Source organism: Treponema primitia ZAS-2 (assembly GCF_000214375.1).
Lineage (GTDB): Bacteria > Spirochaetota > Spirochaetia > Treponematales > Breznakiellaceae > Termitinema > Termitinema primitia.
In genome coordinates, this window is sequence record NC_015578.1 from 3,495,021 (window position 1) to 3,519,224 (window position 24,204).

At 46.8% G+C, this 24,204-nt stretch carries 22 protein-coding genes and 1 tRNA gene; 13 read left to right on the top strand and 10 right to left on the bottom strand.

Annotated features, from left to right (window positions below; genetic code table 11):
* Positions 1 to 13: 13 nt before the first annotated feature.
* From TREPR_RS15115 to TREPR_RS15130, 4 genes are read right to left on the bottom strand one after another with little or no spacing between them, the layout of a single operon-like run.
* Positions 14 to 1,006 carry an ABC transporter ATP-binding protein gene (locus TREPR_RS15115; protein WP_015709219.1) on the bottom strand — a complete coding sequence of 331 codons (993 nt, stop codon included), beginning with the start codon at positions 1,004 to 1,006 and terminating at the stop codon, positions 14 to 16.
* Positions 1,007 to 1,008: 2 nt separating this feature from the next.
* A complete protein-coding gene (locus TREPR_RS15120) occupies positions 1,009 to 2,034 on the bottom strand; it encodes an ABC transporter ATP-binding protein (RefSeq protein WP_015709220.1) in 1,026 nt (341 codons plus the stop codon).
* Entirely contained in the window at positions 2,024 to 2,920 is an 897-nt protein-coding gene (locus tag TREPR_RS15125; protein ID WP_041611735.1) for an ABC transporter permease, read from the bottom strand. Before TREPR_RS15125 ends, TREPR_RS15120 begins: the two co-directional genes overlap by 11 nt.
* A gap of 38 nt (positions 2,921 to 2,958) precedes the next feature.
* Positions 2,959 to 4,005, bottom strand: coding sequence for an ABC transporter permease (locus TREPR_RS15130; protein ID WP_015709222.1), 1,047 nt, complete (start codon positions 4,003 to 4,005; stop codon positions 2,959 to 2,961).
* A 179-nt stretch (positions 4,006 to 4,184) separates the two neighbouring features.
* On the opposite strand from TREPR_RS15130, the gene TREPR_RS15135 reads away from it, so the two are divergent.
* The 12 genes from TREPR_RS15135 (at position 4,185) to TREPR_RS15190 (ending at position 16,757) form a co-directional block, all read left to right on the top strand.
* On the top strand, positions 4,185 to 5,651 hold the full coding sequence (locus tag TREPR_RS15135; RefSeq protein ID WP_015709223.1) for a type I restriction-modification system subunit M: 1,467 nt from the start codon (positions 4,185 to 4,187) through the stop codon (positions 5,649 to 5,651).
* Positions 5,648 to 5,872 carry a DUF3791 domain-containing protein gene (locus TREPR_RS15140; RefSeq protein ID WP_015709224.1) on the top strand — a complete coding sequence of 75 codons (225 nt, stop codon included), beginning with the start codon at positions 5,648 to 5,650 and terminating at the stop codon, positions 5,870 to 5,872. The genes TREPR_RS15135 and TREPR_RS15140 overlap by 4 nt, the downstream gene beginning before the upstream one ends.
* Positions 5,869 to 6,351: a DUF3990 domain-containing protein gene (locus TREPR_RS15145; protein WP_015709225.1), complete on the top strand. Its 483-nt coding sequence runs from the start codon at positions 5,869 to 5,871 to the stop codon at positions 6,349 to 6,351. Before TREPR_RS15140 ends, TREPR_RS15145 begins: the two co-directional genes overlap by 4 nt.
* Positions 6,348 to 6,599 carry a hypothetical protein gene (locus tag TREPR_RS15150; RefSeq protein WP_015709226.1) on the top strand — a complete coding sequence of 84 codons (252 nt, stop codon included), beginning with the start codon at positions 6,348 to 6,350 and terminating at the stop codon, positions 6,597 to 6,599. The genes TREPR_RS15145 and TREPR_RS15150 overlap by 4 nt, the downstream gene beginning before the upstream one ends.
* A gap of 1 nt (position 6,600) precedes the next feature.
* Entirely contained in the window at positions 6,601 to 7,716 is a 1,116-nt protein-coding gene (locus TREPR_RS15155; protein ID WP_015709227.1) for a restriction endonuclease subunit S, read from the top strand.
* A gap of 59 nt (positions 7,717 to 7,775) precedes the next feature.
* Positions 7,776 to 8,768, top strand: coding sequence for a site-specific tyrosine recombinase/integron integrase (gene xerA / locus TREPR_RS15160; RefSeq protein WP_015709228.1), 993 nt, complete (start codon positions 7,776 to 7,778; stop codon positions 8,766 to 8,768).
* Positions 8,769 to 8,805: 37 nt separating this feature from the next.
* Positions 8,806 to 9,420, top strand: coding sequence for a restriction endonuclease subunit S (locus tag TREPR_RS15165; RefSeq protein WP_201765744.1), 615 nt, complete (start codon positions 8,806 to 8,808; stop codon positions 9,418 to 9,420).
* A gap of 112 nt (positions 9,421 to 9,532) precedes the next feature.
* Entirely contained in the window at positions 9,533 to 12,928 is a 3,396-nt protein-coding gene (locus tag TREPR_RS15170; RefSeq protein WP_015709230.1) for a DEAD/DEAH box helicase family protein, read from the top strand.
* A 152-nt stretch (positions 12,929 to 13,080) separates the two neighbouring features.
* Positions 13,081 to 13,275 carry a BrnT family toxin gene (locus TREPR_RS19040; RefSeq protein WP_245534751.1) on the top strand — a complete coding sequence of 65 codons (195 nt, stop codon included), beginning with the start codon at positions 13,081 to 13,083 and terminating at the stop codon, positions 13,273 to 13,275.
* 100 nt (positions 13,276 to 13,375) lie between these two features.
* A complete protein-coding gene (locus TREPR_RS15180; RefSeq protein ID WP_015709231.1) occupies positions 13,376 to 13,651 on the top strand; it encodes a BrnA antitoxin family protein in 276 nt (91 codons plus the stop codon).
* 810 nt (positions 13,652 to 14,461) lie between these two features.
* A complete protein-coding gene (locus tag TREPR_RS15185) occupies positions 14,462 to 15,436 on the top strand; it encodes a hypothetical protein (RefSeq protein ID WP_015709232.1) in 975 nt (324 codons plus the stop codon).
* 16 nt (positions 15,437 to 15,452) lie between these two features.
* Positions 15,453 to 16,757, top strand: coding sequence for an MBL fold metallo-hydrolase (locus tag TREPR_RS15190; RefSeq protein ID WP_015709233.1), 1,305 nt, complete (start codon positions 15,453 to 15,455; stop codon positions 16,755 to 16,757).
* 170 nt (positions 16,758 to 16,927) lie between these two features.
* Here the strand turns inward: TREPR_RS15190 and TREPR_RS15195 are convergent, their stop codons facing one another.
* From TREPR_RS15195 to TREPR_RS15220, 6 genes are all read right to left on the bottom strand, one after another.
* On the bottom strand, positions 16,928 to 18,640 hold the full coding sequence (locus TREPR_RS15195) for a leucine-rich repeat domain-containing protein (protein WP_015709234.1): 1,713 nt from the start codon (positions 18,638 to 18,640) through the stop codon (positions 16,928 to 16,930).
* 70 nt (positions 18,641 to 18,710) lie between these two features.
* Positions 18,711 to 19,130: an HTH domain-containing protein gene (locus tag TREPR_RS15200; RefSeq protein ID WP_015709235.1), complete on the bottom strand. Its 420-nt coding sequence runs from the start codon at positions 19,128 to 19,130 to the stop codon at positions 18,711 to 18,713.
* Positions 19,131 to 19,397: 267 nt separating this feature from the next.
* The gene (locus tag TREPR_RS15205) at positions 19,398 to 21,071 is read right to left on the bottom strand and encodes a vWA domain-containing protein (protein WP_015709236.1); all 1,674 of its coding nucleotides are present in this window, start codon (positions 21,069 to 21,071) and stop codon (positions 19,398 to 19,400) included.
* A 17-nt stretch (positions 21,072 to 21,088) separates the two neighbouring features.
* Positions 21,089 to 22,264: an AAA family ATPase gene (locus tag TREPR_RS15210; RefSeq protein WP_015709237.1), complete on the bottom strand. Its 1,176-nt coding sequence runs from the start codon at positions 22,262 to 22,264 to the stop codon at positions 21,089 to 21,091.
* 140 nt (positions 22,265 to 22,404) lie between these two features.
* Positions 22,405 to 22,539, bottom strand: coding sequence for a hypothetical protein (locus TREPR_RS19165; protein WP_281054600.1), 135 nt, complete (start codon positions 22,537 to 22,539; stop codon positions 22,405 to 22,407).
* A gap of 281 nt (positions 22,540 to 22,820) precedes the next feature.
* Positions 22,821 to 22,893 (bottom strand) — tRNA-Asn (locus tag TREPR_RS15220).
* 187 nt (positions 22,894 to 23,080) lie between these two features.
* On the opposite strand from TREPR_RS15220, the gene TREPR_RS15225 reads away from it, so the two are divergent.
* Positions 23,081 to 24,202, top strand: coding sequence for a WD40 repeat domain-containing protein (locus TREPR_RS15225; protein WP_041611740.1), 1,122 nt, complete (start codon positions 23,081 to 23,083; stop codon positions 24,200 to 24,202).
* The last annotated feature ends 2 nt before the right edge of the window (positions 24,203 to 24,204 follow it).

Genomic DNA, 24,204 nt, shown 5'->3' on the forward strand with positions numbered 1-24,204 from the left:
TCTGCGCCGCAGTTTAGTCCGGCAAAGCCCGGTGGCAGCTTACCAGATGTCCCGGTGCCGCCTCCTGTATACAGGGCGCCTCGGTGCGGCAGCGATCATCCGCATCAGGGCAGCGGGGTGCAAAGGCACAACTTGCAACGCCGACTTTAGTCGGAGAGTTCCCCGCGCAGCCTGTTATAAGCGCTGCCGGGCTCGGGGCTTCCCCCTTCAGGGCTATACCTCCCGCTTCCCGTGGGCCCTCGATCCTCGGAACCGCAGCTATCAGGGAACGGGTATAGGGGTGCAGTGTCCGGCGGAACAGTTCTTCTGCGGGGGCCAGCTCCACCACACGGCCCAAGTACATCACCATCACCCTATCGCAGAGATACTCCACCACGGTCATATCATGGGAAATAAACAGCATGGACAGGGACCGGGCCGTGCGCAGATTCTCCAGAAGGTTCAGTAATTGTGCTTGGACAGAAACATCCAGGGCGGACAGGGGCTCATCCGCCACAATCAGTGCGGGCTCCGAAAGCAGGGCTCTGGTTATGGCAAGCCGCTGAAGCTGCCCGCCGGAAAGTTCCTGGGGCCGCCGGGTCAGCAGTTCTTCTGACAGGCCCGTGTCGCTAAACAGAGAAAGGATCCGATCCAGAGCTGCTTCCCGGCCCATTCCATAATACCGGCACACTTCCATCAGGGAATCGGCGATCCGCATCTTGGGGTTAAAGGACGCGAAGGGGTTTTGAAACACCATCTGCATAGCCCTCCTTACTTGGCGCAACGCCCCGTGGCGGAGCTTGCCAATCTCGGCGCCCCGGAAAAAGATCCGGCCCGCGGTGGGTTCAATGAGCCGCAGGGCCAGCCTGCCCAGGGTGGATTTTCCGCAGCCTGACTCCCCCACCACGCCGAGTATCTCGTTTTGCCTCAAGCCAAAGGAGACGCCGTCCACTGCCCGCAGGAGCTGGCCTCTACCGGCCGGAAAATATTTCTTCACCTCCCGCACTTCAAGGATTATATCGCCCATGGCTACCCTACCCTATGGTGGCAAAAGACCACGTGCCCATCCCCCAGCTCAAGCCGCGGAGGCGCTGTCGCACAGGCCCCATCGGAGCGGCTGCACCGGGGCGCAAAGGCGCAGCCCTCTGGGGGATCGTAGAGCCGGGGCGGAAAGCCGGGGATTACCGGCAAAGGCATGCGGGCTCTGTGCACAGCAGCGATACTGTCATGGGCCAGCTCTGATGCTGATACGCCGTCCCCAGATGTGGCTAATCCCCTGGGTATACAGTTGATAAGTGCCTTACTGTAGGGATGGGCCGGGGTGGCAATCAGTTCCCCTGTGGCAGCGGTTTCCACGATTTGGCCGGCATACATCACAGAAACCCTGTCGCAAGTTTCCGCCACCACCGCAAAGTTATGGGTGATTAGTAATACTGAAAGAGAAAGTTCCCGTTGCAGGGTCTTGAGCAGGGTTAGTACCTGGGCCTGAATGGTCACATCCAGGGCAGTGGTGGGCTCGTCGGCGATGAGCAGCTCCGGCTCGCAGCTTATGGCCTGGGCAATCATCACCCGCTGCTGCATACCCCCGGAAAGCTCAAAGGGATACTGCCGCGCCGTCTCCGGGTGGAGGCCCACCCGTTCCAGGAGCGAGGCAGCGCGACTGTGCAGTTCCCCAGGGGGCAGGCTAAAGTGGTTGGCAATAGCCTCCTCGATCTGGCTACCCACAGTTTCCAGGGGGGAAAGGGAGTTGAGGGGGTCCTGGAACACCATGGAAATGCGCCGCCCCCGGATGGCCCGCAGTTCCTTTTCGCCCAGGGCAAGCAGGTTCCGCCTATCAAACCGCACAAGCCCCCTGGCCCGGCTGCGCCTTTTGTCCAACAGCCCCAGGATGGCACGGGAACTAACGCTTTTGCCGCAGCCTGACTCCCCCACCAGCCCGTGAATCTCACCCCGACGCAAGCTCAGGTTCATCCCACTCACGGCGTGCACGATACCCTCGATGGTAAGAAAATCGCAGCAGAGATCCTCAACTGCCAGAACTTCGTCAGTGCTCAACCGGGACCTCCCCAGCGGACCGGCGCTCGATTTTTTCAAAAGAAGGAAGGATGCGATCCGAGGGATCGATAAACTGGGAGACGCAATCGCAAAAAATATTGAGGCTCACCACCGTAAGGACGATAGCTGCCCCCGGCGCCAGGGCCAGCAGGGGACTCTGGAGCAGAAAGTTCCGCCCCTCGTCAAGCATGGCCCCCCAGTCCGCAGTAGGGGGCCTGACCCCCAATCCGATAAAGCTCAGAGCCGCCAGGTCGAGGATCGCATAGGCCAGGTCCAGGGTAAGCTGCACCAGCACAGTATCCAGGCAGTTGGGAAAAATATGACGGAACATCACGTAGGGCCGGGAAAAGCCGATGGATTCTGCAGCCTCTACATAGGTCTTATTTTTTTCTATCAAAGTAAGGGAGCGCACCAGTCGGGTAAGCATGGGCACATAGACTATCCCCAGGGCGATAACCGCATTAGCCATACCCCGCCCCAGGGCGGCAACCAGGAGAAAGGCCAGGAGCAGCGAGGGAAAGGAAAGCAGCACATCGCAAAAGCGCCCCACAATGGCGTCGAACTTCCCCCCGTAATAGCCGGAGCAAAGCCCCAGAGGCGCCCCGATAAGCACCGAAAGGAGCACCACTCCCAGGGCACTCAGCATGGTCACCCGTCCGCCGTAGAGCAGCCGGGAAAAAAGGTCCCGCCCCATTTTGTCCGCACCCAGGAGGTGTTCCCGGGACGGCGAAGCCAAAGACGCGGAAAGGTCCTGCCCAGTCTCGCTATAAGGCGCCAACACCGGCGCGAAAAAGCAGCACAGGATGATGAGAAGCAGCAATCCCCCGGATATAAGCAAAGGCGGCGTAAACCACGTGCCAACGGCCTTTTGTCCCGGACGCTTCATTGGAAAGAACAACTTGTGGCTGAACAAGGGGGCTTTCTTCATACAGCCCTGGCATCGCTGGCCGCGCCCCCGGCGGGGGCAGTTTTTTCAAGGCCGCTCCCAGCAACGTTTCCGCCACCTGCGCCAACGGAAGCGGCAGAAGCGGCCCGAATCCGGGGATCGATCAGCACATACACGATGTCCACCACCAGGTTAAGCAGCAAAAACAGAGCCACCAGGAACATGATAATGCCCTGCACCAGGGGATAATCCGCCGACTGGATACCCTCGATAAGTAAAGCCCCGATACCACCCAGGGCAAACACGTTTTCCACCAGCACCGCCCCTATCACCATGGACCCGATTTGTATCCCCGCCACGGTAATCACCGGGATAAGGGTGTTTTTCAGACAATGGACCGCCAGGATACGGCGCCGGGGGGTCCCCTTGGCAGTCAGGGCCAGGGCGTAATTCGATTTCAGCTCTCCAATCATACGGTCCCGGGTAATCCGCCCCATGAGGGCAACCATGTTAAGGCTCAGGGCAAAGGCCGGCAAAGCCAGGTAGTAGAGGTTCTCCCCAAAATTGTGCCCCGCCCCAAAGGCCGGAAACCAGCGCAGCCTCAGGGCAAAGATCAGCATCAGCACAATGGCGTTGAGAAACACCGGGGAAGACACACAGAAAATCATAATCCCCGACACAATACGGTCCAGGATCGAGTCCCGCTTCACCGCGCAGAGCACCCCCGCCGGAATAGCCAGCAGCACCGCAAAGACCGCACTCATCAGCACCAACTGAATCGTGGTAGGCAGCCGGGCTGCCAGCAGATAAGCCACACTCTGGCGGTGCTTAAAACTGTCCCCTAGATTGCCCCGGAATACATTAGTTATCCATATAAAGTACTGCCGGGGCAAACTCTGATCCAGGTGATACTGGGCAATCAAAGCCGCCCGTGTCTCATCGCCAATCCGCCGCCCATTGGTAATAGACGCCATAGGGTCCGAAGGGGTCAGGCGGATAAGAAAAAAGATCGCCACCGACACCACCAGCAGAATGGGGATGAGGACGAGAATCCGCTTGGCTATGTACCGGACTAAAAAGGCCATTCTGTTTTACTAGCATGTCTCGGGGCTTTATTCAAGGATTGGCGACAGACTACCAGGGCAAAAGGGCGCCGCAGAGTCCGGGGAGGATTTTAGAGAGTACGCCTTGACGTCTTAATAACTTAAAGTATATTTTGTTGCATGAACTTAAGTTTCACAATTTGCCAAGAGGTCAGCCGCAGATGATAACAGGCGCGATTAAGAACAAAGTCGATAAAATCTGGACCGATATTTGGGCCGGCGGCATAACCAACCCCATAACCGTCATCGAGCAGCTTACCTATCTCATGTTCATCCGTTCCCTGGACGAAAAAGAGCTGGAGAACGAGCAGTTCGAAAACACTGCCAAAGTGAAGATGGACAAAATCTTTCCCCGGTCAAAAGAAGGCCAGTCCATGCGTTGGAGCAAGTTCAAGGAACAGGACCCCCGTGAAATCTTCGACATCATCTCCCAGCGGGTCTTCCCTTTTATCAAAAAATTGCAGGGTAAAGAGGAAACCGCCTTCTCCCGCTATATGGAAGATGCCATGTTTCTTATCCCCACCCCCCAGGTACTGCAAAAAATCGTCACCGGCCTGGACGATCTCTATCAGAATGACCTCGCCGGTCTGGACATGCAAGGCGACCTTTATGAGTATATGCTGGGCAAACTTTCAACCGCCGGTCAGAATGGCCAATTCCGTACCCCCAAGCATATCCGTGAAATGATGGTCCAGCTAATGGCGCCCACCCCCAATGATCTAATATGCGATCCCGCCTGTGGGACCGCCGGCTTTCTGGTGTCCGCTGCCGAATATATCCGCACCCACTATGAATCGAAGATGACCACCAAGCAATGGAATTTGTTCGCCGGTGACATGTTTACCGGTTTTGATACCGACCATACCATGCTCCGCCTATCAGCCATGAACCTCATGCTCCACTCCATCACCCACCCGCAAGTGGAATATAAGGATAGCGTTTCAAAGCAGAATAAGATCGCCGGTACATATGATATCGTACTCGCCAATCCGCCGTTTAAGGGAACCGTGGATGAGGAAAGTATCAATGATAATCTAAAGGCAGCGACCAACACAAAAAAAACAGAGCTTCTGTTTATCGCCCTTTTCCTCAGGCTGCTGAAAAAAGGCGGGCGCTGCGCCTGCATCGTACCCGATGGCGTTTTGTTTGGCTCCTCCAACGCCCACACCGCGCTCCGCAAGGAGCTTGTGGAAAACCATCAGCTTGGGGGGGTAATCTCCATGCCCTCCGGAGTGTTCAAACCCTATGCCGGAGTTTCGACCGCCGTACTGGTGTTTACCAAAACAGGCGCAGGCGGAACCGATAAAGTCTGGTTCTACGATATGCAGGCCGATGGTTTCTCCCTGGACGATAAGCGCAGCAGCATAAACAATAACGACATACCAGACATCGTAACACGCTTCCACGCGCTTGATAAAGAAAGCAAGCGAAAACGCACCGACAAGTCCTTCCTAGTACCAAAAAAGGAGATTGTAGATAACGGATACGACTTAAGCATCAACAAATACAAAAAGACGATTACAAAAGCGGTTGAATACCCGCCTACAAGCGAAATTATGGCAGGTTTGTTTGACTTGGAAAAAAACATAGCCAAAGGACTAAAAGAGTTGGAGGCGATGCTGAAATGATCCATTGCGCAGAAAAAGAAATGGATTTTTGTATTTTTCTCATTCACAAACTTGCAGAATCCTGGGGCAAATCCACGCCGGAGGCTTATAAAATAATTTCGGACTCAAATATTCTGGATGAGTATATTATCCCCTGTTTCGATACGCTACACACCCTTGGCGCCGAATATTTAGTAGAAGATGTGACCGAATTCGTCCGTGAAAAGGGTGTAGCACTATGAAAGTATATCACGGGTCATCAGCCGTGGTGAATAAACCAGATATAAAATTCTCCAGGAAAAATCTTGATTTTGGAAAAGGTTTCTATGTGACTTCATACCAGGAACAAGCAGAAAATTGGGCGAAACGAAAGGCTCTGCGGAAAGGAACGGCGCCTATTGTAAGTGCATATACCTTAAATGAAGATTTTGATAGGTTTCAAATTCTGCGATTTGAGCAGGATAATAAAGCTTGGATTGACTTTGTATGTGCCTGTAGAAGTGGCAAAGATATATACCGGAACTATGATATTATCATTGGGAGTGTGGCAAATGACAAAGTATATACCGCAGTCGATATGTATTATCGGGGAATATGGGATATTGAGCGAACGCTTTCTGAAATAAAATATTATAAAATGAATGATCAATACTGCCTCATTACGCAGCAATTCATTGATGCAAAATTGTTGTTTATTGATTCCTATGAGGTTGCCCTATGAGCGATACCCATCCCAAGCAGGCCGATTTAGAGAGCCTTCGTAAAGAGTCTCTTGAAAAAGACATTATTGCAATTATTGCCAACAAAGCAAATATTGATGTCAGGGTAGCGATGGACATTTATTTTCACAGTAGCCTTTCTGTCCAGATTGACGGTGGCGTATATGGCATTCAGTATCTTGATGCGCGGTATCTTGCGGATGATCTGATGGAAAACGAGAGCGAATTGTTTGCGAAATTGGTAGATTGAAATGAGTAAATGGGAAAAAGTACGATTGGGAGATTTAACCAAAATAAAAACTGGTAAATTGGATGCTAATGCCAGTTCCAATGATGGGGAATACCCTTTTTTTACGTGCTCAAAAGAGCCATTAAAAATATCTTCATACAGCTATGATTGCGAATGTGTTTTAGTCGCAGGCAATGGCGATTTAAATGTAAAATACTATAATGGAAAATTTGACGCTTATCAACGAACCTATATTATCGAAAGTATCGATAAAAATAAACTTTTTGTCCCATACCTATATTTATATTTAAGTGACTATGTTGATACACTACGTGGATTATCAATAGGTGGTGTTATAAAGTACATAAAATTAGGTAATTTAACAGATGCAGCTATACCAATCCCACCATTGAACACGCAAAAACAGATCGTCGCTATACTAGACAAAGCAAATCTTCTGATTGAATCACGCAAACAACAGCTTGCACAGCTTGACCTACTGGTCAAATCCCGGTTTGTCGAGATGTTTGGGGACCCGGTGACTAACCCGATGGGGTGGGATGTTAAAAAATTGAAAAATTTATATAAGGTAAGATCCAGTAAACGTATTTATCAGAATGAACAAGTATCCGAGGGTATACGATTTTTACGGGTATCGGACTTAGTACGAAAAATCCTTGACGGCATTGATTCTTGTGATCTCTATATTTCCGAAGAACAGTATATGCGTTTTTTGGATAGTGGACTTGTACCTAAAGCAGAAGATATTTTAGTTACATCAAGGGGAACTTTGGGATTGTGCTATATAGTTCAGCCGTCTGATAGATTTTATTTTCAAGATGGGATGATAAGTTGGCTTGAAAAGCAAGGAATTGAAATTGAATCAATATACGTTTATTACCTGTTTGGAACATATGGGTTCAGGCAACAAATGGAACAATTACCAACAGGCACAACAGTGAGTTACTTGTCTTTAGAAACTCTAGGTAATTTGGAAATAATGGTCCCCCCTCTCCCCATCCAAAATGCCTTCGCTGCCTTCGTCCACCAAGTCGACAAATCGAAATTTGAAATACAAAAGGGACTAAAACAGATGGAAATTCAGTATAATGCCCTTATGCAGCAGTATTTCGGTTAATCTAATCATTTTCCTTCAATGGCGGTATGCCAAATATAATCACGGAAAGGAGAATGAAAATGAAAGAGGCTCTTATCATCGAAATCGAACAAGGCATGATCACGGTATTGGACAATGCCCAAATGGAACACCTGCATAAAGTCCTAATCCATTGCCTGTACAATGTCACCGTAACAAAAAATACTGGTAATCCGGTGCAGGAGGAACAGCCGAATGAGGTTATGCTTGATTCATTTCTCGCTTCCAAGCGTGTGGAGGGATGCTCTGAGAAGTCCCTGAAGTATTACCGCTCTACCATACAGAATATGCTGAATTCTGCCAGTAAAACGGTAAAACATATGACTACTGATGATTTGCGGCAATATCTTGCGGATTATCAAAACAAAAACCGTGCCGGAAAAGTGACACTTGATAATATCCGGCGTATCCTGTCCAGTTTCTTTTCATGGCTGGAGGATGAAAACCATATCCTCAAAAGCCCGGTACGGCGCATCCATAAGATAAAAGCGGGACAGACCGTCAAGGAAACGTACTCAGATGAAGCATTGGAATCGATGCGCGATAACTGTGCTTCAATTCGGGATTTAGCGATTATTGACCTGTTGGCTTCTACCGGGATGCGTGTTGGCGAGATGGTGAAGCTAAACCGGAATGATATCGATTTTGCAAACCGTGAGTGCGTTGTCCTTGGTAAAGGAGAAAAAGAACGGCCGGTGTACTTTGATGCGAGAGCGAAAATACATTTACAAAACTATCTTAACAGCCGGCCTGATGATAATTCAGCCCTATTCGTTTCATTGATAAAGCCATTTAATCGGCTCGAAATCAGTGGCGTAGAGATACGACTTCGAGAGCTGGGAAAGCAATTAAATATCCCAAAAGTACATCCACACAAATTCCGGCGTACCTTGGCTACAAGGGCAATTGATAAAGGAATGCCAATTGAACAGGTTCAGCAGCTTTTAGGCCATCAGAAAATTGATACCACCCTGCAATATGCGATGGTAAGCCAGAATAATGTAAAACTGTCGCACCGAAAGTATATCGGCTGATCTCAAATCCCGGTTTGTCGAGATGTTTGGGGACCCAGTGACTAACCCGATGGGGTGGGAGCATGGCACTATTCGAGATATTGTCACTGAAGTCAAGTATGGTACAAGTAAACCATCAGTAGATGGGGGGAGCTACCCATATTTACGAATGAACAATATAACCTTTGGAGGGCAACTCGATATAACCGATATGAAATACATAGATTTACCCAATAATGAGATTGAAAAATATATTGTTCGGAAAGGTGATGTCCTTTTTAACCGTACAAATAGCAAGGAACTGGTAGGAAAAACTTGTGTATTTAATCTTGATGAACCGATGGTTATTGCTGGCTATATTATCCGCATAAGACTCAATGATAAAGCTATCCCGATATACCTTTCCACTGTCCTCAATTCAGATTATGGTAAGTTAACTTTAAACTTGATGTGTAAGAAAATTATTGGTATGGCTAACATCAATGCTCAAGAGCTACAAGATATAGCGATACTAATACCGCCCAAAGACCTCCAAAACGCCTTCGCTGCCTTCGTCCACCAAGTCGACAAATCGAAATTTTCTGATCGGAAATGGGTGGAAACTTTTGCTCCCTCGCATACACTGCTGTCCGATTTAATCGGTAAGCATCAAAAAATCCATTTGCCTGAGTAAAAATGACCCGTTTTTGGAATATTTGGTCGATTTTCAGTAATTTGTTCTTTAACCAAAGCATCAAACATGGTATAACTATAAGGTATTTGGGCTACCGAGTGATAAAGGATGGATGGCTGTGTCGAACTTTGAGTTCCTTCGGCAACAAAACGAATACACCCTGTTTTCGCCTGCAGCAATAGAGGCCGAGAAGGTTTATGCTACATCCTCAGCCATGTGCGCTGTTGGCTGCCGGAAAGCCCTCGAATTGGCAGTAAAGTGGGTTTACTCAGCCGATAAAAACATTAACATGCCCTATAAGGACAACATCCAGTCCCTCATCCATGAGCCGTCCTTTCGCTTTGCCGTGGATAGTAAAACATGGGGCAAACTTTCCTACATCATTAAGCTGGGTAATCTCGCTGTGCATACCGAACGAGCGGTAGATTCAGGCGATGCGTTAACCGCGCTGAAAGGTCTTTTTGAGTTTATCGATTGGATTGATTATTCCTATGGTTCAAAGTATGCAGAACGCCGTTTTGATGAGGCCCTCATTCCCAAAGGCAAAGTGGTTATTGTCACCAAGAAAATCAAGGAAACTCAGAGCCTTCTGGACGAGAAAGATTCTGAAATTAAGCGGCTGCAAAAGATCATAGAGGACATGGCCCCCCAATACACCGCCGGGAAAGAACAGCACCAGCAAGATCGAACATTCAAGGCCGATGATATTTCCGAGTTCAAGACCCGTAAAATCTACATTGATGTGGATTTAAAACTTATGGGCTGGCGTTTTTCCGGCGCCGATGCCGATGTCATTGAAGAATATGAAGTTAACGGTATGGCGGACGTATTGGACCAGAAAGGCTATGCCGACTATGTCCTGCTGGGTAAAGATGGGCTTCCTCTTGCGGTAATCGAAGCTAAACGTTCCAGCAAGGATGCGAATACCGGACGCAAACAAGCCTCATTATATGCCGACTGTCTGGAGCGGCAGTTTAAGCGTCGCCCAATGATTTTCACTACCAATGGCTTCGAGACCTACTTCTGGGACAATCAATCATCTCCCCAGCGGAAGGTGAGCGGCATATTTAGCAAGGACAATCTGCAAAAGCTGATGAACCGCCGGATTGATCGTAAAAACCTTGATGAGATTCCTATTAATCCGACAATAGCAGGACGGCCGTATCAAATAGCTGCCATTCGAGCCGTCGGCGATAGTATCAAAGCGGGCTTCAGAAAACAATTGTTGGTTATGGCCACCGGATCGGGAAAGACGAGAACTGCTGCGGGGCTGGTAGATGTCTTAAGCCGTGGGGGTCACGTTACAAACACCCTGTTTCTGGCTGACCGTAGGGCCTTGGTCAAACAAGCAAAAGATGCATTCAAAAACTACTTGCCCGATATGTCTCTGTGCAATCTGCTTTCCAACAAGGATGACAGAACAGCGCGGATTGTTTTCTCCACCTATCCAACCATACTCAATGCAATCGACACCGCGAAGAATGCCGATGGCTTGAAACTTTTCACTCCCGCCCATTTTGATCTTATCATCGTGGACGAAAGCCACCGAAGCATTTTTAAGAAATACCGTGCCATCTTCGAATATTTTGATGCCCTCACCCTCGGTTTGACAGCCACCCCAAAAACCGATGTGGATAGGAATACCTATGAATTTTTCGAAATGGAGCATGGTGTGCCAACCTATGCCTACGACTATGAGACTGCCGTGTATACTGACCATGTTTTGGTACCCTACTATAATATCGAAGTGAAAACAAAGTTTTTGGAAGACGGCATTGTGTACGATGAGCTTTCCGATGAAGACAAAAAACGATATGAGGATGATTTCACGGAAGATGATACCTTGCCCGATTTCATTCCTGCGCCCGCGCTCAACAAGTTCGTCTTCAACCAGCAAACCGTGGATACCGTGTTGCAAGACTTGATGGAGCGGGGTATTAAGATTGAGGGTGGGGACCGCGTTGGTAAATCTATCATCTTCGCCCAGAGCAAGCTTCATGCCGAATACGTTCTGGAACGTTTCAATAAATTGCATCCGAATTTTAAAGGCGGATTCGCCCAGCGGGTAATTTGCGATGATAGCTATTCACAAGAAATTATCGAAGATTTCAAAGTTCCTGAAAAAGAGCCACGTATTGTGGTGTCGGTTGATATGATGGACACTGGCATTGATGTGCCGGAATGCGTTAACCTGGTCTTTTTCAAAAAAGTGCGTTCAAAAACAAAGTTCTGGCAGATGATCGGCCGCGGCACCCGCATTTGCATCGGTTTGGAATGCCTGGACAATAAAGATGGCGCTTACACCGACAAGCGGCGATTTTTCATTTTTGACTATTGCGGCAACTTTGAATATTTCCGCGAGCATACCGAGGGCTTTGAAAGCACGGATACAAAATCCCTTTCAGAATCCATATTCAGCAAAAAAATTCGCCTTGCCGTGTGTTTGCAGGATAGCATTTATGCAGGAGATGACTATCAGTCTTTTAGAAACAACCTGACTGCTGGCTGCCAATCCCAGATAGCCGCGCTCAACCAGGAGCTGGTATCCGTTAAACTCAAACGGCAATATGTGGAAAAATACAAACTCCCTTCTGCGTATGTATTTATAAGTGAAGGCGATAAAGGCGACATCATAAAACACCTTGCACCCCTAGTGCTCCTGGATGACGCGGACGCAGGAGGTTCGTCCGACGAAGCCGCCAAACGGTTCGATAATTTTATGTACGGCATGATGCTGGCGGATATAGAGCATCTACCAAGCTTCAACTATGCCCGGAAACAGCTTTCCGATATTGCGCTCCTGTTTGAGAAAAAGATCAGCATACCACAGGTAAAGGCAAACATTGCTCTCATCAAAACTATCAACACCGATGATTTTTGGGACAGCAACAATATCCTGGCCCTTGATGAAGTGCGCCAAACATTGCGCGGTTTAATGAAATTCCTCGTGGAAACGAGCGGCCCTAAAACAATCATCACAAACTTAACTGATCCAGTGATTTCCTGGGACGTAGGTGAGCCCATGCCCCCGGCATACGATTTTGAAGATTACAGGAAGAAGGTCAATCGCTACATCGAAGAACACGCCGCCTCCATGTCCATACACAAGCTAACCCACAATATCCCCCTGGGCTCAAAAGATTACCAGGAATTAGAGAGGGTCCTAACCATCGAACTCGGCAGCCGCGAGGACTACCAGCGTGAATATGGCGATACCCCCTTCGGCCTGCTCATCAGAAAAATTGCAAAACTCAATCACGAGGCCGCCATGCAAGCCTTCTCTCAATTCATCAATGACCAATCACTTAATCATAACCAGATTGAGTTTATCCAAAAGGTCATTAACCATGTCGAGCAAAACGGTTATATGGAAGATTTGAAAGATTTAACCAAGCCGCCTTTTGACAAACCGATAAGCTTCGTGAAGCTTTTTGACCCAAAGCGGCAGTCGCAGTTGATGGATATCATACGGACAATTAAGGAAAATGCCGTAACAGTTGCAGCGTAAGCCCCATAATAGCTTCCAAAAAGTGTCGCCACTTCTGTTATCATCACCGTTTTTTGGTGATTTTCAGGGTTTCTGGTCAAAATGGGTTTGCCAGGGAAAAACGGGGCTTGACTTCTCTGCAAATTTGTGTATACACTATTGTAGGGCATTGAATGGGTAAAACTGTCACCAGTACAGATGGGCTTTTTGAGTGGGATGAAGACAAGAGTAGGATCAATAAGGAACTACATGGTTTATATTTCAATGAAATATTGCCCGCTTTTAATGATCCCTATATTCTTGAATTATATGACGAAGCCCATTCAACTGTTGAAGAGATCCGGTATAGGGGGTTAGCGGAGTTGTAGGATTTTATTATTCTGTACCTGTCATATACAGAACCGGGCAGTGGCCGAACAAGGATCATTTCGGTACGGTCTGCTGAGCCCTTTGAGGAGAGAATGTATTATGAATGGCGTAAAAACTTTAACACCTGAAAGGATTGCCGAAATAAAGGCATTTAAGAACACCGATTTTTCTGATTGTCCGGTATTAACCGAGGAAGAACTGAAAAAGATGCGGCCGAAGCATCCTGAGTATTTCAAGCCGGTTAAGAAGGCCGTTCAGATTCGCTTGGATGCCGATGTTTTGGCTTGGTTCAAAGCTTATGGAAAAGGGTATCAAAGCCGGATTAATGCGGCGCTTCGGGAGCTCATGTTACAGACCATCGAAAGGCATGAATAGGACAAAAATTGGTGGACGAATGTAGGCGCTATTGACTAGGTGAGCTAATTTCCTCAACACCCAGACACTACCCTTTGCCGGGAGTATTTGACTAATGATACACAAACGTAGCAAAAAGATGTCTGGTACTCTTTCTTCTGTTATAAACACTTTTCCTACAGCCTCATTATGTGTCTTGCTCGTATCGCTTAAAATATGTTGCATGGAAAAACATATGTCCGGTATGTTTGGTTTCACAATCCTAGGTTTCCGGGCCGGGGTTCAGCCCTGACGGGGTATAACTTTTGCGACACTTGCCTGGGGAGATGTTGCCGGAGCCCCCTGTGTAGCCTTAGTCACCAATGATGGTTGGTAGCTTTTTATATTGGCATTATTGTCCATTTGTGCTTTCTCCTTCGACTTTCTTTTCAACGAGTTCAATGAACTCTACATCTTCATAATTTATTCGTGTTGAGGGGTGTAATACCCAAGAACCCGTTTACACGAGGGAGCTTTAGGGCGTTTAAAGGGGTATTAAACCCCGAATACAAATACCTTGTGAAAACAACATACCTCGCCCTTTATTAGGCTAAAATAATGAAATATGGGTGATTTTTCGATATTTTTGTCAGGGGCGCCATGAATTGACACTCTTGGCTGGTAGGATGTCTTGATTTTGGAATGACGCTGACAATACTTGCAGTATTATCAAACACTGTTTATTCGCGTACCAATTAGTGTATCCAATACTGCAATGCGAGGGCTTGCGTTTCACAGGGAAACAGTTTATGATACCAGAAGACAAGGTACCGTTAAACCAAGGAGGATTGTATGGGTAACATTACTCAATTTGAAAAAGCGATTGCCGATTCACAGGGGAAACCCGGGGGCTTTCCGCGGGATATCCACATTTCATTTACCGGAAACGGCAAGGAACTCCATGCCGAACTTGTCGGCAAATTCAGCAAAAAGGATTTTAGGCGCTTTGACCCGTGGATACTTGCCTGTATTGCCGAGGCGAAACAAAAATATGACACAGAAGTTTTGCGCGTAAATTTCAGAATAGACAAACCGAAAAAAGCGGAAACGCTTTTTGATTTAAATTTTGAATCCCTGCGGCGGCGCATTTCTTTTTTAAGCATCAACAATCCGAATATCACATTTACATTATCGCTTAATAAACAGGATATTGTTTTATATGATGAAACCACACTGTTTCACCGGCCCGATAATGAGGTAATTCACACCAAAGTAGCTAAGCGCAGTGATGATGATAAGCCGGGACTTTTAGAAAAATCTTTCCAGGCTTTCTTGTATGGAAAGGGATTAGAAACCAGAACCAATGACCGCCTTGCAATTCTGGGAGAGGATTTTTACCAAATGAAAGGAAAAGATGTGGGGGTTCTTCGTGAATTTCCTACAGGCGTTTTTAACAGCAAGGTAAGTGAATCTACCCGTATAATGCCTACCGAAGCAGTTGATATTGTAACCCTCAATAAATTGGGAAACCTGGCAGTTATTGAATTGAAACTTGATAATTCTGAATTGGAAGTAATCTCGCAGATATTGGATTACGGTCTTTATTTTAGCTGCTATCGTGATTTAGTGTTGAAAATGCCATCTATAACTGAAATCTTTGATGCGGCTCAAATAACCAAATTACGAAAGGTGGGCATTTCCTGTTATGTCGTAAACAACTATTTTCATCCTCGCTTTGATGATATTCTTCGATTCTATAGTATTAAAACAAAGGATTACGGATTTTATCTGAAAAAGGTTGTTTTAGGAGCAACCACTGAAATTTAATCAGTAATGAATGGTTATGACCTTTAAAATTCACCGGGGCACAAAAGAAATAGGCGGTTCCTGCGTGGAAGTGTGGACAGACACCACCCGCATAGTTATCGACTTTGGTATGCCCCTGGTGAATGTTGATGGTTCCCCATTTTATTCAAAGAAGATACAGAACATACCGCCGGATGAATTAACCACCCAGGGGATTTTACCCGATATACCCGATTTGTTCAGTGATAGTCCAAAGACTGCCCTGATAATATCCCATGCCCATCAGGACCATTATGGACTGATTAACCATGTATCTAATAAGTGTAAGGTCTACCTGGGGAAGGCAACCCATAGGTTGATTGAATTAACCAATACTTTTACTAATCAACAGTGGGCTATACAGAATCCCTGTTATTTTGAATCGGGTAAACCCTTTGCCATTGGGGACATTACCGTCATTCCCTATCTGATGGATCATGCCGCCTTTGATGCTTATGCGTTTATGATACAAGCAGATGGGAAGTCCCTGTTTTATAGCGGCGATTTCCGTATTCATGGCAGGAAAATGAAAGCCTTTGACTGGTTCAGCTATCATGTGGATAAGGGTGTTGACTACCTGTTGCTCGAAGGGACTTCCCTTAGCAGAAAGGGTGTAAGCTTCCCTACAGAATCCGAAATTGAATCCGCCTTGGTGGAGACGTTTAAGGAAACCGATGGAATAAACCTTGTGTATTGCTCAGGGCAAAACATCGACCGGCTTGTATCAGTTTACCGGGCCTGCAAACGAAGGGGGAAAACATTTGTAATGGACTTTTATATTGCAAACATTCTGGCGGATTTAGCCGCCCTGGGATACAATCTGCCCTATCCGTCTGAAAACTTCCCGGAAATAAAAGTACGGTTCCCCTTTCGCCTTACCAAATTGGTCATTGCCCAGGGGAAGGGGGAATTGGCGTACCGGTTCAAGGAATATAAAATAACCACACCGGAAATCAAGGCCCAATACAAAAATGTGGTGGTAACTGTCCGCCCGAGTATGACAAGCGACATCACCAATTTCAAAAACCTGTCCGGCGGGGTCCTTATCTATTCACAGTGGGATGGATACAAAAAAGAGAAGGCCGTAAAGGATTTTCTTGAGTACCTTGAATACAAAGGAATGACTATCAAGGATATTCATACATCCGGCCACGCTGACCTTGAGGGTCTCAAGAAAATGGTAGAAGTATTACAGCCAAAACACATCGTCCCAATTCATACCTTTGAGGGCAATGAATATGCGACAGTTTTTGAGAGTTTCGCGGTGCAGATTGTGAATGATAAGGAAGAAATTGTACTGTAAAGTATTTTGGCGTTTTTGGGCTGGTTAATAAAACTGTTACTTTCAAGACCTGAAATTGCTTCATCAAGGGTTAATAAATCATGTACAGAAAGTCAGGATGGCAAACAACAATTCTGCTTCCTGGCTCTATAAAGCGTACCGGAAAGGAACTTTCCCACCCCTTCAGGGTGTCAAAACATGGCGCTCCCGAAATCATAATCGTCGTCCAAAAAAGACGAACCCCTGAATAATTTTTCCTCTTCAAAGGCTCCATTTGAAAACCGGAATGATGCGAGGGTCGATAATTTGCTGATACATTCGGGAAAATGTGTAATTTTTGTGCCGCTTAAATCCAATTTTTCAAGGGATGAAAGATATACAAAAGAATCCGGCAGAGAACTTATATCAGTATCCTTCAAGAGCAATATTTTAAGTGATTTCATATTGCCTATAGACAAGGGTAATTCAGTAATTTTAACCCCATTCAAATTAAGTTTTTCCAGCGAACAAAGCTTCTCCATGGATTGGGGTAATTCAGTAATGGGGGTATCATTCAAATATAATATTTTTAGTGATGATAATTCACCAATGCTTTCGGGTAATGATGAAATATCGGAGTCATTTAACAGAAGTACCTTAAGGGATCGAAGCCTGCCTATCGTTTCAGGCAGAATAGTAATAGTTTTTTCGTTGTGCAAGCTGAAAAAAGAACCAATATCCAAAACCTGTAATGCTGAAAGGTCACCAATAGTTTCCGGAAGAATTCTGAGATTTCTGGTATTATTTAAATTTAATTTTTTCAGTGATGCAAGATTTCCAATAGACTCAGGTAATGCCATTATAGATGAGTAGCTTAAATCAAGATTTGTGAGATTTGTGAGCCTGCCTATGGAATCCGGAAGTACCTCTATTTTTGATCCCGATAAATCAAGGGTGATAAGCTGCGAGAGCTTTCCGATACTCTCGGGCAGAACCTTTATTTCCGTTGATCTCAAATCAAGATTAGTAAGCTGTGTAAGATTGCTAATATCCGGCAATTCGATTATCGGACATTCATGTAAGTCTATTTCTCTTAGGGACGTACAATCATTTATTGAATACGGCAAAGACACTGTAAAATTACGAAAAGCTGCAAGGCTTTCTTCTGATGAATACCGGCCTATACAAGGTTGAATAATACGCAGTTTCTTTAACATTCCAAGTTTGCCAATTGATACCGGGAGATCCGATATCGGACACAGATTTATTGACAATGTTTCAAGTTTGTTCAGATTTCCAATCCACTCCGGTATTTTGGTTATTTTTAGATTGTAAAGATCCAATTCTTTTAGGCAAGGAAAATTTGCAAGCCATTCCGGCAGCGTGCGTATTTCAGCTACACCAATACTTAGTTTTTCCAGCAGCTTAAGGCTTTGAATCCAAACCGGGATTTGTGTTATCCCGGTATTCCATAGGTATACTATTTTTAATTTGTTCAGTATTTTCAGGCGGTCAGGGAATACTGTCAGGCCTTCCCCATGTAAAGTAAGTTCGGTTATACTTGTAGTGGTGAACCATAAATCGTCGAAGGATTCAAATAAAGATGCAAGCGATTCATTGGTTAGGTCATAAAAATTCAACGAAGATAATTTTCCTGTCCATTCAGGCATTTTTTTTATTCCCGTTGATCTAATGGTCATGCTGTTTAATGCAGGAAGGTTTTTAATACAATCCGGAATTATTGTTATATTTTCTCCGCACAATTCTATATGGGTAAATTGCGCCAGTTCATCCCAATGCCCTTCGTAGGGTTTAAATTCAGCCGCCAGGGACTCATCGGTCTTGGAAAATAAATTCAAGTTTGCAGTGTTTTCCTTAAGATATTCACTAATTCCCATCCGGGCAGAAAAATCAACACCCTTCATAAAATAATCCTCCTGAAGCATTCTCGGGAATAAGTTTGATTCCCATTATATAATATATCCTCCAGGGGTGTCAAAACATGGCGCCCCTATTAGTAAGTTTATCCAGCCCTTTCGGTATTAATGCCATAATCTTTTGACGTATAGCGTTAATTGTCGAAGCCTTTTCAAGTTTCTGCAATTTTTCATGGTACTCAAGGAGTGTCAATAATGTCTCAATCTCCTGGGCTGTCAGGCCCGGATTGAGGATAGCCATATTGGGAAGCTTAAGAACGTAGGAATCCATGAGCCGGTATACCTTTTCAACCCTCGGCCCTGATTGCTCGTCAATGAGGGGAAGCCCGAGTTCTTCCAGAGCCTCCAGGAGCCGGAAGGCGGTGCGCCGGGAGATACTGAGGTGTTCCATGAGGGTTTTGATAGTCGCCCCTTGAGGAGAAGCCAGGAGATTAATTGCGGCAAGGAATTTTATGGAGTTGGCAAAGGGGTTAGCCATGGCGGGTCTCCAGGGCATAATATGATGATAGTGTATAGGGTAAGATTGAGAATTTAGCATAGACTGATGAAGGCAATAAAATACCCATATATAATATAAGTAGGGAGCAGATCGGTAATAGTGAACGAGAATTTGAAAATTCTTAAAGAAAATGCAAATATTTTACTTAACTAACGTTAAACGCTATAGGTATAGTGCAAATGCGCAGGTAGAACGCCATATATAGTGTACCAGAAACACCTGGGATGAACACACACCATGGCGTTCTTAAAAGGGGAAATCAGACATTTTTACAAACCTGTCATGCTCAATCGATCGTGTTTTCATCTGGGATACCAGGAAGTGTTGAATGTCCTGAAAAACCCGGTCTTTTAACTCGTCAAGGTTATTCAGATTGATCCCCCCAGGATAACACCGGGAGATAGCGGGATTCTCAAGGCCGATGCCAAGTACCGGGTGTATCCGGGAAACCTCCTCGATGTAGGATTTGAGAAGGTGTGTCCCCCTTGCTATGTTTGATGCCGGAATCCCATCTGAAAGAACAATAAGAAGCTTGCGATTTGTAGGGGGCATTTGGCGGAGGCGGCGGGAAGCGAGACAGACAGCTCCAATATCAAAATTATTTCTCGCTATGCCATACCAGAAATGATAAGAAGGAAAATAGGGAAGCGCACCGGACGAAAGATTGGCAAAGGATTTTAATACAAAGAGTTGATTGTTACAACTGTCGAACCGTGCATGGGCCATGCCCGGTGTATAAGAAGAATCGGCAGTGAAAGCCAGGATTTCAAGGTTAATATCAGGAAGCCCCTGTAACGCTTCCGCAAAAATGACCAAGGTTTCATAGGCTTTAGTTATTTTAGTCGAATAACCATCGCCCATAGGGAAACCGCCCATCGAATGGGAGCAGTCCATGAGTAGGGATACATCATAGCTGAACTGGCGGCCAGTAACCCTGCTGGTGAAGATGCGGGGATTAAGAGATGCGGCGACCAGGGCAACTTCACGGTGGTTAAATTTACCCTGGAAGGTTTTTAAGGTCCGGCAATGGGTAGTGGAAACCAAGAAGGCGCCGAACATATTACGGTATGCGGAAATGACCTGGGCCTGCTTTCGCTTGATGTGTTCATACCGCTCCGTGTTGACGTAATTATAGAGACAGCGGGGATCGGACAAATCGGCAATAGTGTCATGATAGGGTTTAATGGTGTTTTCTTCCTCGGGAATAACGGTACTATCCTGCTCAATGTGTTTTGTCATTTGGAAAGAAATATCACATCCCTTAACCTCATCAGGTTTTATACTATCCAGAAAATCACGAATAGCGGAAATAATCTGTTCGGCGGTTTGCAAAGTATCGGGATGCTTGTGAGCAAGATACCGATCAATCATAGGGAAAACCTTCTGCTCCAGAAAATCAGATACTTCAGAATTGTGCGCCTCACTATGGCGGATTCCGAAATAGGTAGTAGCGATGGTCCCCATGATGGATGGGAAAGACTTTTCCGGAAGCTTATCACGATTGAAAGCCCTTTTCTCGTCATAAAACAATTGGTTCAGATACTGAAAATCCTCGCCCACTCCAACATAGGATTTTGCATAAAGGGTCTCGATCCTGATGTCGTCAATCAGGTGTGCCATATTAACGAGCATTTCATTATTCTGTATGCCGAGATAAGAGGTGTCGGGGTAGAGCATATGCGCTATTTCATGATCGATGTACCCTTTGGTTATCCGGTAACGGTCGCGGGTCATTGGTTTGGAATAATCAATCGCCGGAATGATGATGGTTTTTGTTTCAATATTCACCGAAGCGGTTCCCGCTTTGGAAGATTCAATGATCCGTATGTTTGAATCGGCGGTCATGCCGGTGGTATACTCTTTCAAAGAAAAGGCCGAGTATCGTCCTGAGCCATAGTCAAGATCAATGTGTTTTGCCATAAGTCCTCCCTTGTACCCTATGTGGTACTTGCCGTATCTGCGGCAGTATCTTTAACCTTTCGCCACTTATTGGTGAAAACATTTGAAATGAAGGATTCCACCAACGATCGTCCGGCGCTGGAGAACCGGCCCAACAATTCAAGTTCGATTGTCATTTCAAGATCCCCCAGGCACTTGAAAGCAAAAGCAAGGGCGATAAGGCGGCGGGTGGAAAAGGGAGAACCGGTTAGACGTCCATCCATCATTGCCTGCCTGACCAGTTTGGCAACTTTGACTAAACGGGTAGACATATCCTTATCGTGCAGGATGTCATTGATGATGGCAGGTTCATCGGGAGGGTAATCAACCTGTAAGATGGCAAACCGATCCTTGAATGCGGCGCTCATGGGAGATGAACCATAGTACCCGAGGGAGATGTCCTCCATGTTGCCCAAGGTATTGGCGGTAGCTAAAATACGGAAATCCTTATGGGGTTTAATAGTTTTGCCTCCGTCATCATTAAGAACGATTGGGTTATGAATATCCTCGATCATGGCATGAAGGGCGGCGGCGTATTCCGGCTGGGCTTTGTCGATCTCGTCCAGGAGAAGCCATGCGCCCTCTTTAGCGGCTTTGACAACCGGGCCTTCCAGAAAGTAGGTCTCCTGAGTGGCGGTCCCATCGGGATTTTTAACCGACCGGAGGCGAACACCACCGATAAAGGCATCCGGGGTCATGCCGCCGTCAAAGTTGACCCGGTAGATATTCTTCCGGGCTTTCTGGGCAATGTCATAGAAAAGCCGGGTCTTGCCACACCCTGCGGGGCCTACCAGCAAGATAGGATGGCCGGCCTCAATGAGCTTGGCAACCGGTTGTGCGTATTTCGGCTCCCTGAATTTAATCAGCGGTACGGCGGGTGTGGCGGCCTTAGGGCGTTTAACAGGAACACTACCTATCGCAATCGGTTCCGTTACCGACAGGATAACAGATAATACTTCCGGGAAGGGCTGGTAGATTGCCGTAAGGGCGTCAACCGCCGGCGGTGAACGATCCGGGACATACTGGGAGTTACCCCCCGCTGTAGCGTCAAGGGAAATATACGTCATCCGGCATAAAGCTTTGCCGAGCCGTTCCGGGATAGCCTTTCCCTGCATTATGCGGGTTTCAACCTGTTTCTTCCAATAAGCTGCGCGGGTAGGTGATATTGCGTTCATGATAAACCTCCATATATATAAGTAGGGAGCGGATCGGTAAGAGTGAACGAGAATTTGAAAATTCTTAAAGAAAATGCAACTATTTTACTTAACTAATGTTAAACGCTATAGGTATGGTATAAATCTGCAGATAGGACACCCTATAAAGTGTACTGGATTTCGGGGAGCATGGTTTCCAGCTTGGCAAGGTATTTTTTCCGTTTTGATTCATCACACCCTACCACCCCTTGTTTCGCCGTATTTTTAACCGAAGGTGATGGATACATTATTGGCATACTAACCTGAGGCCAATGGTAGGAATGCAGGTAATCGTTCGTCAGTATCCGATTTTGAGAAGACCACTAAAAACTCTCCCGAATTAACAATATTGATAAAGCTATCAAGATTAATCACTGCTTTATTGCATTTATAGTACGCTTCCCTCAGGGCCCTCCATGGCCCCTTTTCCTCCCGTAAAGAAGCCGCTCCCACTTGGTCGCGGCATTTAGAGAGGCGGGCTGAACCTTTCAAACCCGCCTGGCAAAAAAAACGGCGTTCCAAAGGAACGCCACATTTACTCCCCCGCGCGGGTTTGAACCACGGACCCAGTGGTTAACAGCCACTTGCTCTGCCAACTGAGCTACAGGGGAATGATACGAATAATATACTCGTTTTGGCAAAAAATTGTCAAGGAGTATATGAACTTTTTCAAATTTTTACAGGCCCGGCGCTGAAGTCGCCGCTATGGTGTTTCAAGGGGGGTATATACCCGCACCCCCCTTTTATAGTATACTTAAGGGGTATTTCAGGTTAAAAAGCGGTTCAGACGGGGTTTTTGTGGCAAAGGAAAAGCGTAAATACTGGATCATTTTAGGTTTGTTCATCTTTTTTGTCTATATTTTTGTCGCCGCCGAGCCCATCCCCCTGGAGACGGTTCTGTTGCCCCGGTGGCTCAGTTCCCTGGAATCCGACTATTCTACCTTTCTTGGAGATGATACGCCCCTGTCCGAAGACTACCTGGTTCCTTTTAAACTGGGAAATCGGTTCGGCTATGTGGATACCAAGGGGCAATTCACCATAAACCAGGTTATGAAGGGGACGGTCAGCCTTTCGGACGAGGGTTGGTCAGAATTTGAGGCGATTCCCGAACCGGTAAGCATACGCAGCCCCGCCGGAGAGGAGCTGACCCTTATTGAAGGTGGCCGGGGCTATCCCCTGTTCTTGGACGGAAAGATACTCCTGGTCGGGGAGCAACAGAATTCCCTTTCCCTGGTGAATGAGCTGGGTGAACTGCTCTGGACCTACGATTTTGCCGCGCCCCTGACCAGTATCGACGCCGGGGCGGGGCTTATCCTCACGGGATCCCTGGATGGCACGGTGGAACTTCTGGACTCATCCGGCAAAAGGGTGTTCTTTTTTGAACCCGGGGGGTCCCGGCTTTCGGTGATCGCCGGCTGTCGCATTTCCCGGGACGGGTCCCGGATTGCCATCGTTTCAGGCTACGACGATCAACGTTTCCTCATGCTGGAACGGTTCGGGGATTCCTACAAGGTGGCCTACCACGAATTCCTGGAGGACGGGTTCAGGCATGCGGTGCATATCGCCTTTGTGGATAACGATAACCGGGTTGCCTTTGAACGGCAGGGGGGGCTGGGGATTTACGAAGTTGAAACCCGGCGCAGCCTTAAGGTGCCCCTCCTGGGAACCATCAGGGCCCTGGATGAAATGGGTAGCCATGGGCTGCTCTTTGTTATCACCGCTAACAGTGGAGACGTTTCGAGTTACAGCGACAGTCCTATGAGGGGACGGGAAAAAACCCTGGCTGCCATACGGCTGCCGGGGGTCATTGTCATGCAGGCTCCATTTAGAAGCGAAACCGCATTTCTCAGTCGGCGGGGACAGGAACTCTATGTAGGTGGGGGTATGACCTTGGCCTCCTTTGAACTGGAAAAGAGGTAGCT